Origin of the sequence: Novosphingobium sp. (genome assembly GCF_036820275.1) — a bacterium.
GTDB lineage: Bacteria > Pseudomonadota > Alphaproteobacteria > Sphingomonadales > Sphingomonadaceae > Novosphingobium.
Genome location: NZ_DAISLT010000059.1, coordinates 1 through 15523 on the forward strand (window position 1 = coordinate 1; position 15523 = coordinate 15523).

A 15523-nucleotide genomic window follows, 5' to 3' on the forward strand; every position below is an offset into this window, starting at 1 on the left:
TCACTGGCCTGCTTTTACTCCGCCGCGATGGCCTAAAATCCGACCGCCGTTGACAATCAGAGCAAGGCGCGCGCACCAAAGTCCTCTCCACACCCTCACTGCATGCCGTGACGGTCATGTTGGAGGATATCGCTCGCGTACGGTGAAACCAATGGCTTAGAGCGGGCAGCATTCTGCCCGAATCCAATGGAATGGCCATGACGACCGAGACCGCCCGTATTTTCTACCGCTTCCGCGGAACCGAGGCCCTGCTGGGCGATTATCAGGAGCTTGCCCGTCGCGAGATCTATTTTGCGGCGCCAGAAGAGCTCAATGATCCGCTCGAAGGCTATGCAGACGTCGTCTGGACCGGTGATCCGATCCTCTGGCGCAATCTTTTGCGCCACTACATACTGGTGCTGGTCTGGGGCATTGCAGAGGTCGCGGTTTCGACCGACCCGTTCGACCCGTCATTCCTTAAGAAATTCGTCGACAGGACCGATGTAGATTTCGAGCAGGGACCACTTCGAGAGGTCTATGATACCGCCTGCGCGACCTTCTTTGCAGCAGACATGGTTTCAACGTGGATTAAGGGACTGAGCGATCTTGAAGTTTCCTTGTCGCGCAGTGAGCTAAGTGGGTATCTTCGTCTCCTTCACCCTGTCGCATTGGACGCCGCGACACGAGCATTCGACGAGCAGGATTTTACGACTCCGCTCAGTCTGTCAAATTTCGGGATCATCTTCGGCGAAGTCGCCCGCAGGCTCGACGAATTGCTTCGCACACATGATCCCGCCGATGCGGGACGATTTGATCGACACTGGGACACCGAAACCAAGTTTATTCAGATGGATATGCTTCGCTTGCTCGCAGACCTGCCAGGGCCAAGCGGCGAGGGCTGGCAACTGCTCTCGTCCGGATTTCCCGCCGCTTACATTCGCGCAGCCGAGACGCTGATCTATCCTGAATGGCGCACGGCCTGTTTCGTGACTGAGCCGAACCATGCGTCGATGTGGGGCGTCTATGCCGACGGCCACAAGGGGGTTTGCCTTGCATTGAAAGCTCACGTCCTCGACAACGGAACACCAACGCTTCGTATGAGCGGCCGAAACGGCACGACCTGGGATCAGATCAACGGTGAGAAGCCGCTGTACGGAGATGTGGAACTCGCTTTCGTGCCGGTCCACTATAACAACGACTATCCGCCGACCGACTTCTTTTTAAACTTGGCAAGCCTGTCTCAGACGGCACTGGACGGGTTCTGGTACGCCGATGAACAGGGCACACGCAGTGCGCGCGCGCCCGAAGCCGCCGACTGGGATAAGGCTCGCCGGGACGAATATTGGGCGCTGAGTGCTCAGGTAGTGTCGACCAAATTGCGCCACTGGGAGCATGAGGGCGAGCACCGGCTCATCTCATACGGTGAGCGTGTCGAGATCGCGGACAGAAAGCTTCGCTATCGCCTTGAGGACCTGGACGGAATAATTTTCGGCATCAAAACCGGCGATGCCGAGAAGTTGGAAATTATTCGTACCCTCGCGGCAGCGGTCGCTGAAGATGACGGTGCTGTCGATTCGATTCGTTTCAGTCAGGCGGTGTTTGCGCGGCACAAGGGCTGCATCGAAATTAAGTCGCTTGACCTCGTCAACCAAAGCTTCCCGCGGTTGGTGGCGGAGATGCGCCGTAACATCCAGGCCCGCGCCTCGCAAACTGTCAGTTGAACCGCTGACATCATCCGCGCATAGCGCCTCGCCCGGACCCTTGCACGATTTTAACCATGAACCGGATAGGGTGGGTGGCTCCCGCTCACCGCATCTGAGTGCCAAGATGGATTGCTGTCATGCGAACCCGAGCAGAGGGGCATCCGGCATGGAGATTACCACGATCGGTCCTCAATTTGGCCAAGAATGTTTTCCAGGTTCACGGTGTTGATGCGGCAGGCACTATCGTATCCCGCACACACCGCCTTAAATAAATTAGGATATTCTCTCGATCACTTCACACGACCATCAGGCGAATAAGCCATTTTAAACCCACTCATGTTGATCACGCGCCTTGCCTCAATCGGCCAGATTGTCCCATCCACCTTGATATTGCCGCTCGCTCTATTGTTAAGATAACCTGTCCATTCGCCGTTCAATCTGCCGCTGTTATACCAGTTGAACATCGCAACATTGTCCAGCGCAGTCCGTCTCGGCGCAATATGAGATTGGGTGTTCAGGTTCAGCCATACTCCACCGACATTATCTATGACATTGTTGCGCACAGTCACGAAGCGAGATCCTTCGTCGAGATAAATGGCGATGCCCCCAGCCCCCTTCACATCGTAGATGTAATTCTCGGCGATCAGTGCGCCGGGGTCGGCCGAGAGATGATAGATCGCGCCACCATCGGGGAACCATTGCTTGACCCGGCCCACCCGGTTGCGCATCACCACCGTGTCGCGCAACGTCGTCGGGGTGTCGTAGACCAGGTTTCCCGGTTGGTCGTAGTAACCGCGCTGTTTCCGCCAGTACTCGGCGCTGCCACCGGGATCGTTCGTCCCCCAGCCCCATCCAACGTCGATCCCGTCATAGGGGGTGTCGGAAATGTCGTTGTTCATAATGACCGTGCCGGAGGCGTAAGTCACGAGAATTGCCGACTGTTCCTTGTAATCCCGAGACACACCCTTGATGCGGTTACCGCGAATGACGATGTCGCGCAGGCCCATCTCGGGGCGCGAAGGGTGGTGCGCGTCCGGCTGTACGCCACCTGCCATGATGGCGCCGCCGGCCAGATCGGTGAAATCGCTGTTCGTCACCTCGATTGCCGATGTGCCGAGGCCGATACCGCTATCGTTGGCATCCGGGTTGTTACCGATGCCCAGCGCGATCTGGCCCAGTTGCGAAAACCGGTCTTCGTCGAAGACCACGCGCCGCGCCGCTGCAATCTGCACGGCTGCGGGCTGCTGATTCCAGCGATTGCGCATCCGCTCGAACGACCAGCACCCCCAACTGCAATCGCGGATGGGATCGGCCGGGTAATCCACAAGCTCGCCGGTGAGATAGGCGCCGCTTTGCTGGCTGGGATAGCCCTCCGGCCCGGATGGACGCAGCCAGCTCGTATGGCTGAAATGGAGACGGCGGAACTCGAGATCGCGGACGGGGTCGTCATAAGTGCCCGCGATGGCGACCAGACGTTCCAATCGCGGCACTACGACCGCGATACGGTTCATGTCCTCGTTCGGCAGTGGCTTGTAATAGAGCCGCCCGGCCTTGGGATCGATGAACCACTGCCCCGGATCGCGCAGGAACGCCAAGGCGTTCACCAGGAACATCCGCGCGACTTCCGCCGATACCGGCTTCGCGACGGTGTCATACCCCACCAGATTGTTCCGCCAGCCGGGTTGCTGCATCACGATCCTGTCGCCCTCGATGCGATCGACCATCGCGTGCCGGTGGGTGAACCAGCTTATGCCTTCGACTTCCAACCGGCTCTGGTCGGGTAAATTCGCGAGGAAACGCCAGGCTGGGTCCTTGATCTCGATTCCCCAGGGATGAAAGGCTACCGAGCTACGCGGAACTTCGACCGATGCACGCTGCGCCAGGCGTCCGCCCACGCTCAACTGCCGCGGGTCCATGCCGGCCGGAACGCGCGCGGACCAGATGTTGCGCTGGCTGTCGACCAGCCCCCAGCCCGTGACCGGTGTTCCTCCCGACAGCATCGTGTCCATGCCCGGCGCACCTTCCCAACGCACCGTATAGCCGTTCTGCCCTCCGTCCCTTGCCGTGAACCGCAACGGCGCTTCGAGGCGATAGACACCGGCAGCCAGCGAGACGGTTACGTCATGGTCGCGGTTGAGAGTGCGCACCGCCTGCTGCGCGCGGGTGAGCGAAGCGAAGGGGCTGGCCGCGGAACCGTCGCCCTCGTCAGAACCCGACGACGAGACATACAGAACGACGGGCACGGAATCCGGGCGGTTAGGGATGACGACCTTGTAGTGTCCATCGGTTGGCGGAACAGGAGGCGCCGCGCGCGGAATGTCCGGCATCGGCGGCAATTGCGCCGCGACCGGGCACGCCCACACGATTGCCACCGCCCACAGACCTGACCTCTGCAACCGCATCACGCGCATCTCCCTATAGTTGCCGCCGTCCTGTCCCTCGGGACGGTGCCGATCGTTTCAGGCGAAGAAGGGGGAGAGGACGTCAACACGGCAGCGAAGGGGAATGGAGCCGCTCGTGCTGTCATCGACGCGATTTCCTCACGAGGCCCTCTCCCCAGTCCAGCGCGTGACCTGCCAGCAGCAGGTCACGCTCCATTCTTCTTTATCGCCTCATTTTCCGGGCGGATTTCAGAAACGGAAGCGCACGCCCGCGCGGTACATCCGCCCAACCACGTCATAGAGCGCCGGATTGACGAAGAACGGCGACTTCGCGGGATCGCGGTCGAAGAGATTGTCGACCTTGAAGTAAGCGGTCACCTGCGGAGTGATGTTGTAGGTGCCGCCGATGTCCATGTAGAATGCGCCGGGCATGAAGTTCTGGTCGATCGTCGGCGCATTGTTGGTGGACGCCGGGCAGCTTCCCGGCTGGCAGACCACATATTGATGACCGAGCACGCCATCGCTGAACCAGCGCTCCTGGACCATAAACGAGAACTGGTCGTTCTCGTAGCTCTGGATCGCCAGCCACTTCCAGTCCGGCGTGTTGCCCGTGTTGACGCCCGCCGTGTCGTTGGGAAGCGTACCGATGAGACCGGAATCCGTGACGAACTTGCTCACATGGGTCGCCAGCCCGCGGAAGGTAAGGCTGCCCGGCAGGCCAAGCGGCTGTTCCCAACGATAGCTTGCCTCGATGTCGAAGCCGCTGGTGTCGATCGACGCCAGATTGAAGGCCTGGACGTTGATGAAGTTCGGCCCCTGCTGGTTGTTGAGGTTGAACGCGCTGCAGGTTTCGGGCCGGACGTTCTGGAAGCACAAGTTGACGATGTCGGTGGCGCCCAGGCTGGAGATCACGTCCTTGATCTTGATCTTGTAATAGTCGAACGAAACGCTCAGCCCCGGCAGCCAGGATGCGCCGGACAAGGCGATGCCCACGGTGGTGTTGCGAGCGGTTTCCGGCCGCAGGTTCGGATTGCCGATGCTGTTCTGGATCGCGAGGACATTCACGCCGCGGAACGGGTCGAAGAAGTTCGGCAGCGTGGTGGTAACCGGTGCGGCGAACAGTTCCGACAGGTTGGGCGCGCGCACGTCCTTGGAGGTAACGCCGCGAATGCGCAGGCCGTCTATCGGCAGGTTCCAGGTGCCGCCGACCTTCCAGGCCCAGATCGTGCCCGAGGTGCTGTAGTCGGTGACGCGCACCGCGCCGTTGATATTGGCCCGGCCCAGCGCGTCGCTGTTGATGATCGGGAGATCAGCCTCGAAGAAGGCTTCCTTCACGCTATAGGCGCCGCCGCCGCTCTTGTAGTTGCCCGCATACCAGTTGTTGCCGCCGGGCAGCAGGGTTGGGTCGGCCGGATAGTCGGGCGTGTTCGGCGCAAAGTTGGAACCCATGCCATAGGCATCGGCGCGCACCTTGTAGAATTCATGTCGATACTCGCCGCCAAACGCGATCGAGAGCGGTCCTGCCCAGAGATCCACCGGCGAACCGGAGAGGTTGATGCTGACCACGTCCTGGGTCTGCCGGGTCCGCTGGAACGGCCCGTTTTCCGGCATGATATAGGCCAGGGCTCCTGCCGAGGGATTGCCGCCGAACAAGTTGAGCGGCTGGCATCCGTTCGCCCGTGCGGCGGCGCTGGCACAGACGATCGCGCCGTTCAGCGTCGTCGCATTGATCGCATCGTTGAAGCGGTTGGTCAGCAGGATGTTCGACACGTCGATATCGGTGTAATTCGTGCCGTGCTCGTAGTAATTGTCGTAAGACCAGTCGGTGCCCAGGAAATCGAATTGTCCCTTGGCGCCGAGTACCGCGCGGTACTGCCGGCGATCGGTATGGACTTGCGTATTGCCCAGCGCCGCGTTGCTGGTGCCGTAGCCGAAGCTGGTAATGCCCGCTGTCGCGCAGGCGGCCTTGATCGAATCCGGTACGAAGGGATTGGCGCACTGGATCGTCAGGCCGGGCTTGTTCATGCCGCCGACCGGCTGGTTCTGCGTCTTGACCTGACCGTAGTTGAAGGTGAAATAGACTTCGTTATCGGCGGCGAAATCGAAGCCGAGGCGGCCATAAGTATTGATACGTTCGATCGACGACTGGAGCGTTCGGCCTGCGTCGACGTTGCCGGAAAGGTCACCGCCGAGGCAGAAGCCCGGATAGCAATTGCGCACCGTCGTCGTACCGTCGCGCGCTGGGATGCCGTTGGAGCCATAGTTGAACTGGAACGGCACCCCGTTCTGGTCGAACGCCGTACCCTGGAGCGGGCCGGAGGTGATGAGGCCATATTTGGTATAGTTATAGGCCTGCGCGAAATCGCGCAGGACGTAACGCGGCGATCCGTCGTTCACGACGCCGCGATCGATCAGGCTGGTCTGCTTGAACCAGTCGCGACCGCCCGCCAGCCCGATGCCAAAATCGCCGCCGCCGACGCCGTCTTCGTTGGCATATTCGCCGCTGACCACCAGATGCAGGCGGTCATCCATGAAGCTCGTGCCGGCCGCGAGCTGGACCAGCACCTGCTTGTTGTCGTCGTAACGGCTGATGCCGCCCTGGACATTGCCCTTGATGCCCTTGAAGCGGGTGTCGGTGATGAAGTTCACCACGCCGCCGACCGCGTCCGAACCGTAGGAAGCCGAAGCGCCGCCGTTCACCACATCGACGCGCTGGACGAGAAGCTGCGGGAACAGGCTGATGTCGGGAACGCCGGTCACGTTGGCGCCGACGACGCGCTGGCCGTCGAGTAGCGTCAAGGTCCGGATAGCGCCGACACCGCGAAGCGAGAAGGAACTGAGTCCCTGCTGGCCGCTGGATGTGCTGAACGTGTTGACGGACGTACCGCTCGAACCCTGGAGTGAAGGGAGCTGGGCGATCGTCGTGAAGATGTTCGGTTGCGCGTTGGACTCGATCGCGCCCGAATCGATCACCGTGGTGGGCGTCGGAGCGGTATAGCCGCTGGTCTTGATGCGCGACCCCGTAACCACGATGTCGGCGGCCTGGACGCGTTGCTCGTCGCCCTGAGATGTCGCCGCATCGGCTGAGTCCTGCGCAGAGGCCGGAACCGCCATCATGCAGGCCGCCATGGCAGCTACACTGACCATGGTGAAACGCGAACAAGACGTATCGATACGAGAATTGGACCGTGACATACTGCTCTCCCCAAGTTTTATTATTTGCCCGTCGCAGGCTTTGCTGCGGGGGCGCACCGCCTCCGATGAGTGTGTCACAGACTCGACAGAAAGTTAGGTAGCGCTAACAACGGGTATTGATATCTTCTCGATTCGTTGTCAATACTCAGACAAGAGAGAAAATGAGCGGATCTTGGGAGTTGAGACGAATTATGCGGACCGATGTGTTCCAGGCGTTACAGGCTTTTCTGCGGCATCTGTCGGCCGAAAGGCCGCTCGATCTCCAAAATTGTGTTAACGTTATCACGAATCAATCATGATGGCCGTTAGGATCGGCAAGGTAAGGTGGACCATCATCGGCCTGTTCGTGGGCGCGATGGTCATCAACTACCTCTCGCGTTCCGTCCTGGGCGTCGCGGCCCCTGTAATCCTGGATGAGCAGTCGATCGACAGCGTCGAATACGGCTGGATCACCAGCGCATTCCAGCTGGGCGTCATGCTGCAACCGGCTGCCGGATATTTTCTGGACAGCGTGGGTCTTCGGATGGGCTTCGGCATCTGTGTCGCCGCCTGGTCGCTGATCACGATGGCACATGGCTTCGTTAACGGCTGGCTCGGATTTGCTGCCCTGCGCGGCCTTCTGGGACTGGCCGAAGGGTCCGCGCAGCCCGCCGGCCAGAAGCTGGTGGCGGAGTGGTTCCCCTCCAGAGAGCGAGGCGTGGCCGGCGGAATCTACAATATCGGCGCGTCGTTCGGTGCGGTTTTCGCGCCGCCGCTCGTGGCCTGGGCGGCGATGATGCACAGCTGGCGGCTGGCATTCGTCATCGCGGGAGGAATTGGCCTCATCTGGGCATTACTCTGGCTATTTTATTACAACAGCCCGGCGCATCACAAACGGCTGAAGCCCGCCGAGCGAGAATATATCGCCAGCGGTCAGGAAGCACGGCTCGCCCCGCAAGCGAAGCGCTCCTCCATATTGATGCTTGTGCGCAGGCGTGACCTTTGGGGGATAGCCCTCCCCCGGATGCTCGCAGACCCGGTATGGGGCATGCTCTCCTTCTGGATGCCGCTCTATCTGGCCCGCGTGCGCGGTTTCGATCTGACACAGATCGCGCTGTTCGCCTGGCTGCCGTTTCTGGCCGCAGATCTGGGATGCCTGTTCGGTCCCGCTGTCGTAGCTTTCCTGCAACGCCGCAATATAGACCTGATCGACGCCCGCCGCTGGACCTTCACGCTTGGCGCACTGATGATGACCGGCATGGCTTTCGTGGGAATGGCGACCAATCCCTACGCAGCGATTGCGCTGCTGTGCCTCGGCGGTTTTGCGCATCAGACCTTGTCGGTCACCGTCATCACCATGGCGTCCGACCTGTTCCCCCGCAACACGGTGGCGACGGCAGCAGGCCTGGCCGGTCTGGCCGGAAACCTTGGGGTTCTCGTTTTCACCGTCCTGCTCGGCCAGATGGTCGATCAAGTCGGTTACGGCCCTTTCTTCGTCATTCTTGGCGTCCTCGACCTGTTGGGCGCCGTCCTGCTTTGGACATTGGTACGCAAACCTTCATGAGCACGATCTCAAACCCGATCCTCCCGGGATTCAACCCCGACCCGTCGATCCTGCGGGTCGGCGACGACTTCTACATCGCGACATCGACCTTCGAGTGGTATCCCGGCGTCCAGATCCACCACAGCCGCGATCTCAAGCACTGGCGGCTGGTCGCCCGTCCCCTGGCGCAGGCATCGCAACTGGACATGCGCGGCGCCCCGGATTCCTGCGGAGTCTGGGCGCCGGACCTCAGCCATGCCGACGGCCGGTTCTGGCTCATCTACACCGACGTCAAGCGTTACGGCATGACGACGGTGAACGGTGCCAAGGGCGCGTCACTCCGGGACTTCCCGAACTACGTCGTGAGCTGCGACCGGATCGACGGGACCTGGTCCAGCGCCGCCCATCTCAACAGCAGCGGCTTCGACCCCGCCCTGTTCCACGACGAGGACGGGCGGAGCTGGATGCTCAACATGCTCTGGGATCACCGCCCCGATCGCGGCCGCTTCGCCGGCATCCAAATCCAGGAATTCGACCGCGCTGCCTTGAAGCTCGTCGGCGAACCCCATCTGATTTTTAGGGGAACCGACCGGGGCTTCACCGAAGGCCCGCACATCTACAAGCGCGGCGGATGGTATCATCTTCTGGTGGCCGAGGGCGGGACTGGCTGGAACCATGCGGTCGTCATGGCCCGTTCGCGCAGCCTGCTGGGGCCTTATGAAGTTCACCCCGATGGCGCCGTCCTCACGGCATCGGGCCGCCGCGACGGACCGCTGACGCGGGCGGGGCATGGCGATCTCGTCGAACTTGCGGATGGAACGCCGTGGCTTGCCTACCTGTGCGGCCGACCGGTTCCGGGCCGTGAACGCTGCATTCTCGGACGCGAAACCGCGATCCAGCCGATGCGATGGGATGACGACGGCTGGCTGCGTACCCTGGATGGCGATGCAAAGCCGATGGCGACGCCGGCCGCCCCCGACCTGCCTGCCGCGCCTTGGCCGGTGGAACCATGGAATGGCCGGTTCGATCGCGTTACCCTCCCCCGGGAATTCCAGTGGCTGCGCACTCCGCTGCCGGAACGGCTTTTCAGCTTGTCCGATCGTCCGGGTTTCCTGCGGCTGTACGGTCGGGAAACGGTGGGCAGCCATTTCGAGCAGGCGCTCGTCGCGCGGCGGCTGGAGCATAGACGCTTCACCGCCAGCACATGCCTCGATTTCTCGCCCCGATCGTTCCAGCAGGCAGCGGGCCTGATCCTCTATTACAATACTACGAAGTATTACTACCTCAACATCAGTATCGAAGATGGCCTGCGCATACTCCAACTAATGGTCGCCTCGCCGGAACGGGAAGAGGGCGTAACGATGGAAGTCGTCACCTCCCTGCCCCACGGACCGATCGAACTGCAGGCGACCGTCGACGGCGACACCCTGCTCTTCGGCTGGCGGGTGCAAGGCGCATCCGAGTGGGAGAGAATTGCCCGGCCGCTCGACATAACCATCCTCTCGGACGAAGTGACCTGTCCCGGCCTTCCCAACTTCACCGGCACGTTCGTCGGCATGGCCTGCCAGGACCTGTCCGGCATGGCCGCGCCTGCGGATTTTGCCTGGTTCGTCTATGCGGGCGAGGAAGGTGACGGCACTCCGGTCGATTGACGTTTCACGATCTCGTGATCGAGAATGCTCTCGCGCGGCACGCGCGACTTGCCTGGTTGCGCGCCGATCTCGGCAATCAACAGCCCCAGCGCTTCGGCAGCAAGTTGACGAACCGGCTGATGGACCGTGGTGAGCGGTGGCCAGAGCGTGCTCGCCGCGGCCGTATCGTCGAAACCGACCACGGTCAGTTCGGCGGGAACGTCGAGATGCTGCCGATGCGCCACAGAAACGACGGCGGCGGCCATGTCGTCATTGCTGGCGAAAATGGCCGTGGGCCGCTTCGGCAGCGTGAGCAGGTGCTCGGCGGCCGCAAGCCCTGAGACATAAGTGAAGTCGCCCTGGACGACCTGAACCTCCACCCCCTCCCTTTCTCGGACCGCAGCGTAGAAACCCGCCATTCGCTCCGCGCTTGCCGCCTGGTCGGGATTGCCAAGGATGAACCCGATCCTCCTGTGCCCCAGATCGAGCAGCAAGCGGGTCATCTGATATGATGCCGCCCGATCGTCGATCCGCACGCAGATCTTGTCCGGCGACTGATAGGCGCCCACGGCGGCCATCGGGCAGCCCGCCTCCCGCAGCACGCGCAGCACTTCCGGTGCCTCACCGAATGGCGGCGCGAGCAATACGCCGCTCAGCCCCGAGGCCAGCAGTTTCTTCAGCGCGGTCACGTTCGGTGCCCGCCCGTTTTCGCCCTTGAGAAGGATCAGGCGTGCGCCGCGCGACGACGCTTCCTCGAAGACGCCGGTTAGGAATTCGCTCATGAAGGCGGCGCTGACGCTGGAGTAGATTACGCCGATGCGCAGTTCCGTGGAGGTGACGAGATTCCGCGCCGCCACGTTGGGCGTATAAGCCAGGGCCTTGATCGCGTCCTCGACCAGAGCACGGGTTTCCTCGCTGACACCGGGTCGACAGTTGATTACGCGCGACACGGTCATAGAGGACACACCAGCGCGTTTTGCAACATCAACGACTGTCGCACCGCGCGTCGGCTGCCTCGATTTCGCCATGACTTTCCTCATTCTTCGACGGTCTACCGACCGGCCTAAGCCATCGACCGAGATAGGCAAAGCGAGAATGTGTCATATTTCAGCGCATGTTTCGCGTCTCGATCGTCAGTCTGGGGTCCTGGCAAAAACCGCAATCCGGGCCTTTGAAGCGGGCTGCGGCAGAGCCGCGTCCCTTCAATTGCCAATCCAGCCAAGACGTGACGACTTCTGCGCCCAGTCCGCCATGTGGCTGCATGTAGGTGCCGCCATGACCGACGGGAATATCGACCAGCGCTGCCGCTACCTGATGAATGCGGTCGAAATCGTCCCGCCCGTTCGTCCAGGCGATGTCCTCCTTACCACCCAGGACGTAAAGCACCGGTCCGTGTAATCCATCGAGCATTCTTTTGTCCGAAACGACGCCGGATATCGGGCTTACGCCATCGTTGAAGAAGCCGCTGTTCATGATGATGGCAGTTTTCACGCGTGTCTCCTGCGCCACCGAGAGGGCCTGCAGGCCGCCGCAGCTCCATCCCGACACGGCAATCTGATCGGCGGCAATTCGGCCCCGGAAAGGACTGCCCGCCTTTCCCGCCTCGCGCTGCGCCCAGTCGATCGCTTCGCTGAGTTGGCGCGTCCGGGTTTTCGCAACAAGCTTTTCCGTGGTCCGAGTTGCGCCGTTCGCCTTGGTCGAGGAACCTGGAATATGGCCGGGCACGACGACAAGGTAGCCGTGGGAAGCGATTTCAAGCAAATGGTTGCGCGATCCCGTTGCATCGTCGCTGCATCCGCCGTTGCCGAAGACATAGATGCCCAGCTTTTCATTGCCTAACCGCGCGAGATATTTCGGCCGATAAATCACTTGCCCTGGTAAATCGGGCCGGGCTTCGAACATCGCAGGATAGGGACCGCTTCCTTCCTCCCGCCCCATGGCCGCATCTGCCGATACACCCGATATCGTGAACGCTAACGCAACCATGGCAGTACGCATTTCATTCTCCCAATTGTATGAGTCGTTCGCCGAGCTTGACGCCTCGATCTAGACGAGATTTCCGTCGGGAAGTATAAAAACTCGTGGAAGCGCCATCATCAAGTTAAAATATCAGAATTTTATTTGTGGGAGTTATTGACCCCTTCGCGTTATCGGGTACGACTGTCGAAGCCTATGCCAAGCCACAGCGATGCTGTCGGGCGAGAAAGCAAGGCATGACCAGGGAGAAGGGGCGTCGTCAGGGCCGAGTTTTCGATCAGTTATCGGCCGAGGATCATTGTCGCATGGTCGGCCGAACCAGGCCCGATCGGCACTGCGCCTCCTTTCCCCAAGCTGCGCGATACAAGGATTTTCCATGAGCCGGTCGTTTGCAACCTTCCTGTTCCTTTCAGCTCTGGCGACGCCGGCCCTGGCGCAGGAGGCTCCCGGCTCCAATCCCATCATCCGCGACAAGTTCACCGCCGATCCCGCGCCGATGGTGGATGGCGACCGCCTCTATCTCTACGTCGGCCATGACGAAGCGCAACGCGACGAGATGTTTAACATGCGCGAATGGCTCGTCTATTCGACGACCGACATGAAGCATTGGACCGACCATGGTCCGATCATGCACGTTTCCGACTTCAAATGGGCGAAGAAGGATGCCTGGGCTTCCCAGACGATTAAGAAGAACGGAAAGTACTGGTTCTACGCCGCCGTCGAGCACGACAACACCCATCCGGGCAAGGCGATCGCGGTTGCCGTATCCGACAAGCCCACCGGCCCTTTCATCGATGCCAAGGGTTCGGCGCTCATCACCAACCAGATGACGCCCAAGGGCACGCATAGCTGGGAAGATATCGACCCGACCGTCTTTACCGACGACGATGGCACCACGTGGATCGCCTGGGGCAATCGCCAATGCTATATCGCGAGACTGAAGCCGAACATGATCGAGATCGACGGGCCGATCCGCGAGATCACCCCGCCGCATTTCGAGGAAGGCCCCTGGCTGCACAAGAGCGGCAAGCTCTATTACCTGACTTACGCCTCGCTTGACCGCGCATCTCACCGTGACGAGCGCATCTCCTATGCCACGGCGCCGTCGCTGAACGGACCCTGGACGTATCGCGGCGAACTCACCGGCTCGGGCAAGTACAGCTTCACCATCCACGCCGGCATCGCGGAGTTCAGGAACCAATGGTATATTTTCCTGCACAATGCCGCGCTTGCCATCGGTGACCTCAACGGCGCGATCGGTCGCCGTGCGGTTACGGTTGAGCACCTGGAATATAACGCCGACGGTACGATGAAGCCCGTGGTGCAGACCGACGCAGGCATCTCCGCTCCCTCTTCCGGAAAGTAGCCTCCACCTTCGGATCCCTACTCGACAGTCGCTTTTGTTAACGCTACCAATAATTCAGCCGTGCACCCAAGCCATGGCAGCTCAAGGAGAGATAGATCGTGACACGCCGGACCTCGCGCTTTTCGAGCTTTTCCTCCGCGCTGCTGTCTCTGCCTCTTTTCGCGCTGGCTGCTCATGCGGAACCCGCCCGCTTCGAACGCTTCACCTACAAGGGCGAAGCGAGTGAGAAGGTCGCGATAAAGCCGGGCGAATATCTCAACCCGATCCTGACCGGCTATTACCCGGACCCCTCGGCCTTGCGGGTGGGCGAGGACTATTATCTCGTCAACAGTTCCTTCGCGAATTACCCCGGACTGCCGATTTTCAAATCGAAGGACCTGGTGAACTGGACCCAGATCGGCAACGCGATCGATCGGCCCGAACAGCTCGACTTCAAGGGCCGCCGTCTCTCGCAGGCGGTGTTCGCACCGGACATCAGCTGGCATGACGGCACGTTCTACATCGTCAGTACCTGCGTCGAGTGTAAGGGCAATTTCGTCATAACCGCCAAGGACCCGGCCGGCCCCTGGTCCAACCCGATCTGGCTCCCCTTCGAAGGGATCGACCCTTCGATCTACTGGGAGGGTGACAAGGCCTATATCGTCAACAACCGCGCCCCCGACGAACCGACCCGCTACGACGGCCACCGCGCCATCTGGATCCAGGAATATGACTGGCGCGCCGGCAAGATGGTGGGGGAAAGCACCCAGCTCATCAATGGCGGCGTCGACATCGCCAGGAAGCCGGTCTGGATCGAAGGGCCGCATATCTTCCGCAAGGACGGCGCCTATTATCTGACCGCCGCGGAAGGTGGAACGAGCGTCAACCATTCGCAGGTCGTCTTCCGCTCCAAGGATCTGCGCGGCCCCTATGTGCCGTTCGCTGGCAACCCCATTCTGACCCAGCGCGATCTCGATCCGGCAAGGCCCGACCTCATCGGATCCGCCGGCCATGCCGAGCTGGTCCAGACCCAGAACGGCGATTGGTGGGCGACTTTCCTGGCCGTGCGGCCCTACGCCGACGATTACTACAATATCGGCCGCGAGACATTCCTGCTGCCGGTAGAATGGAAGGACGGCTGGCCGATCATCCTGCCGCGCGGCCAGGCGATCCCTCATGCCTTGAAGGCGCCGAACCTGCCCGCCCAGCCCAAGCCGCCGATCCCGACAAGCGGCGATTTCGGCTATGTCGAGGAGTTCGACGGCAAGACGCTGCCGATGCAGTGGATCGGCATCCGGACGCCGCAAAAGCCGTTCTACCGGCTCCAAGGCGGCGCGCTGGAACTGGACAGCGGCAGTCCGATCGGCGACCTCGACGGTGTTCCCGCCTTCATCGGACGGCGGCAGCAGCATGTCAATGCCACCGTCTCCACGACGCTCCGCTACACGCCTGTGAGGGATGGCGACCGCGCCGGTCTCGCTGCCGTGCAAAGCGACCGCAGCAACCTGTTCTTCGGCCTGACCAGGATTGCGGGAAAGACGGTGGTCGCGCTCTACACCCGCGATGCGGCCGATGCCGACAGTTTGGTCGCTTCCGCACCAGTCCCGGCGGCCGGGCCGGTCACCCTGACCATCCGCACTACCGGCGGGACGATGGCCTTCGACTATGCGGCGGGCGGCAGGACGCGGACATTGAAAGAGGGCGTCGACGCCACTCTGCTCAGCACCAAAAAGGCGGGCGGTTTCGTCGGCACGGTCTTCGGCCTCTATCACTACACCCCGGCATCGTGA

General features: G+C 61.3%; 9 protein-coding genes. 5 read left to right on the plus strand and 4 right to left on the minus strand.

The features are described 5' to 3' along the window. Positions 1 to 197 precede the first annotated feature (197 nt). Positions 198 to 1700: a DUF2971 domain-containing protein gene (locus V7066_RS26845; RefSeq protein ID WP_334185985.1), complete on the plus strand. Its 1503-nt coding sequence runs from the start codon at positions 198 to 200 to the stop codon at positions 1698 to 1700. A gap of 272 nt (positions 1701 to 1972) precedes the next feature. Here V7066_RS26845 and V7066_RS26850 read toward each other — a convergent pair whose 3' ends face one another. Both V7066_RS26850 and V7066_RS26855 read right to left on the minus strand, forming a co-directional pair. Next, positions 1973 to 4084 carry a right-handed parallel beta-helix repeat-containing protein gene (locus V7066_RS26850; protein WP_334185997.1) on the minus strand — a complete coding sequence of 704 codons (2112 nt, stop codon included), beginning with the start codon at positions 4082 to 4084 and terminating at the stop codon, positions 1973 to 1975. A 228-nt stretch (positions 4085 to 4312) separates the two neighbouring features. After that, positions 4313 to 7180, minus strand: a complete 2868-nt coding sequence (locus V7066_RS26855) for a TonB-dependent receptor plug domain-containing protein (RefSeq protein WP_334185986.1) — start codon at positions 7178 to 7180, stop codon at positions 4313 to 4315. Between the two features lie 433 nt (positions 7181 to 7613). On the opposite strand from V7066_RS26855, the gene V7066_RS26860 reads away from it, so the two are divergent. Together V7066_RS26860 and V7066_RS26865 are read left to right on the plus strand one after the other, a co-directional pair. Beyond that, positions 7614 to 8801, plus strand: coding sequence for an MFS transporter (locus V7066_RS26860; RefSeq protein WP_334185998.1), 1188 nt, complete (start codon positions 7614 to 7616; stop codon positions 8799 to 8801). Then, positions 8798 to 10432 (plus strand): glycoside hydrolase family 43 protein, encoded by a 1635-nt coding sequence (locus V7066_RS26865; protein WP_334185987.1) that lies wholly within the window; start codon positions 8798 to 8800, stop codon positions 10430 to 10432. Before V7066_RS26860 ends, V7066_RS26865 begins: the two co-directional genes overlap by 4 nt. Here the strand turns inward: V7066_RS26865 and V7066_RS26870 are convergent. Both V7066_RS26870 and V7066_RS26875 read right to left on the minus strand, forming a co-directional pair. Then, positions 10393 to 11451, minus strand: a complete 1059-nt coding sequence (locus V7066_RS26870) for a LacI family DNA-binding transcriptional regulator (protein WP_334185999.1) — start codon at positions 11449 to 11451, stop codon at positions 10393 to 10395. The two genes, V7066_RS26865 and V7066_RS26870, sit on opposite strands and share 40 nt — an antisense overlap. A 67-nt stretch (positions 11452 to 11518) precedes the next feature. Then, the gene (locus V7066_RS26875) at positions 11519 to 12409 is read right to left on the minus strand and encodes a hypothetical protein (protein ID WP_334185988.1); all 891 of its coding nucleotides are present in this window, start codon (positions 12407 to 12409) and stop codon (positions 11519 to 11521) included. Positions 12410 to 12764: 355 nt separating this feature from the next. On the opposite strand from V7066_RS26875, the gene V7066_RS26880 reads away from it, so the two are divergent. Together V7066_RS26880 and V7066_RS26885 are read left to right on the plus strand one after the other, a co-directional pair. After that, on the plus strand, positions 12765 to 13754 hold the full coding sequence (locus V7066_RS26880) for a glycoside hydrolase family 43 protein (RefSeq protein WP_334185989.1): 990 nt from the start codon (positions 12765 to 12767) through the stop codon (positions 13752 to 13754). 98 nt (positions 13755 to 13852) lie between these two features. After that, complete coding sequence (locus V7066_RS26885; RefSeq protein ID WP_334185990.1) at positions 13853 to 15523, plus strand: glycoside hydrolase family 43 protein; 1671 nt, start codon at positions 13853 to 13855, stop codon at positions 15521 to 15523.

Coding starts and splice junctions, on each gene's coding strand:
- V7066_RS26845 (WP_334185985.1), top strand. CDS start 198: ATGACGACCGAGACCGCCCGTATTTTCTACCGCTTCCGCGGAACCGAG.
- V7066_RS26850 (WP_334185997.1), bottom strand. CDS start 4,084: ATGCGGTTGCAGAGGTCAGGTCTGTGGGCGGTGGCAATCGTGTGGGCG.
- V7066_RS26855 (WP_334185986.1), bottom strand. CDS start 7,180: ATGATGGCGGTTCCGGCCTCTGCGCAGGACTCAGCCGATGCGGCGACA.
- V7066_RS26860 (WP_334185998.1), top strand. CDS start 7,614: ATGGTCATCAACTACCTCTCGCGTTCCGTCCTGGGCGTCGCGGCCCCT.
- V7066_RS26865 (WP_334185987.1), top strand. CDS start 8,798: ATGAGCACGATCTCAAACCCGATCCTCCCGGGATTCAACCCCGACCCG.
- V7066_RS26870 (WP_334185999.1), bottom strand. CDS start 11,451: ATGAGGAAAGTCATGGCGAAATCGAGGCAGCCGACGCGCGGTGCGACA.
- V7066_RS26875 (WP_334185988.1), bottom strand. CDS start 12,409: ATGCGTACTGCCATGGTTGCGTTAGCGTTCACGATATCGGGTGTATCG.
- V7066_RS26880 (WP_334185989.1), top strand. CDS start 12,765: ATGAGCCGGTCGTTTGCAACCTTCCTGTTCCTTTCAGCTCTGGCGACG.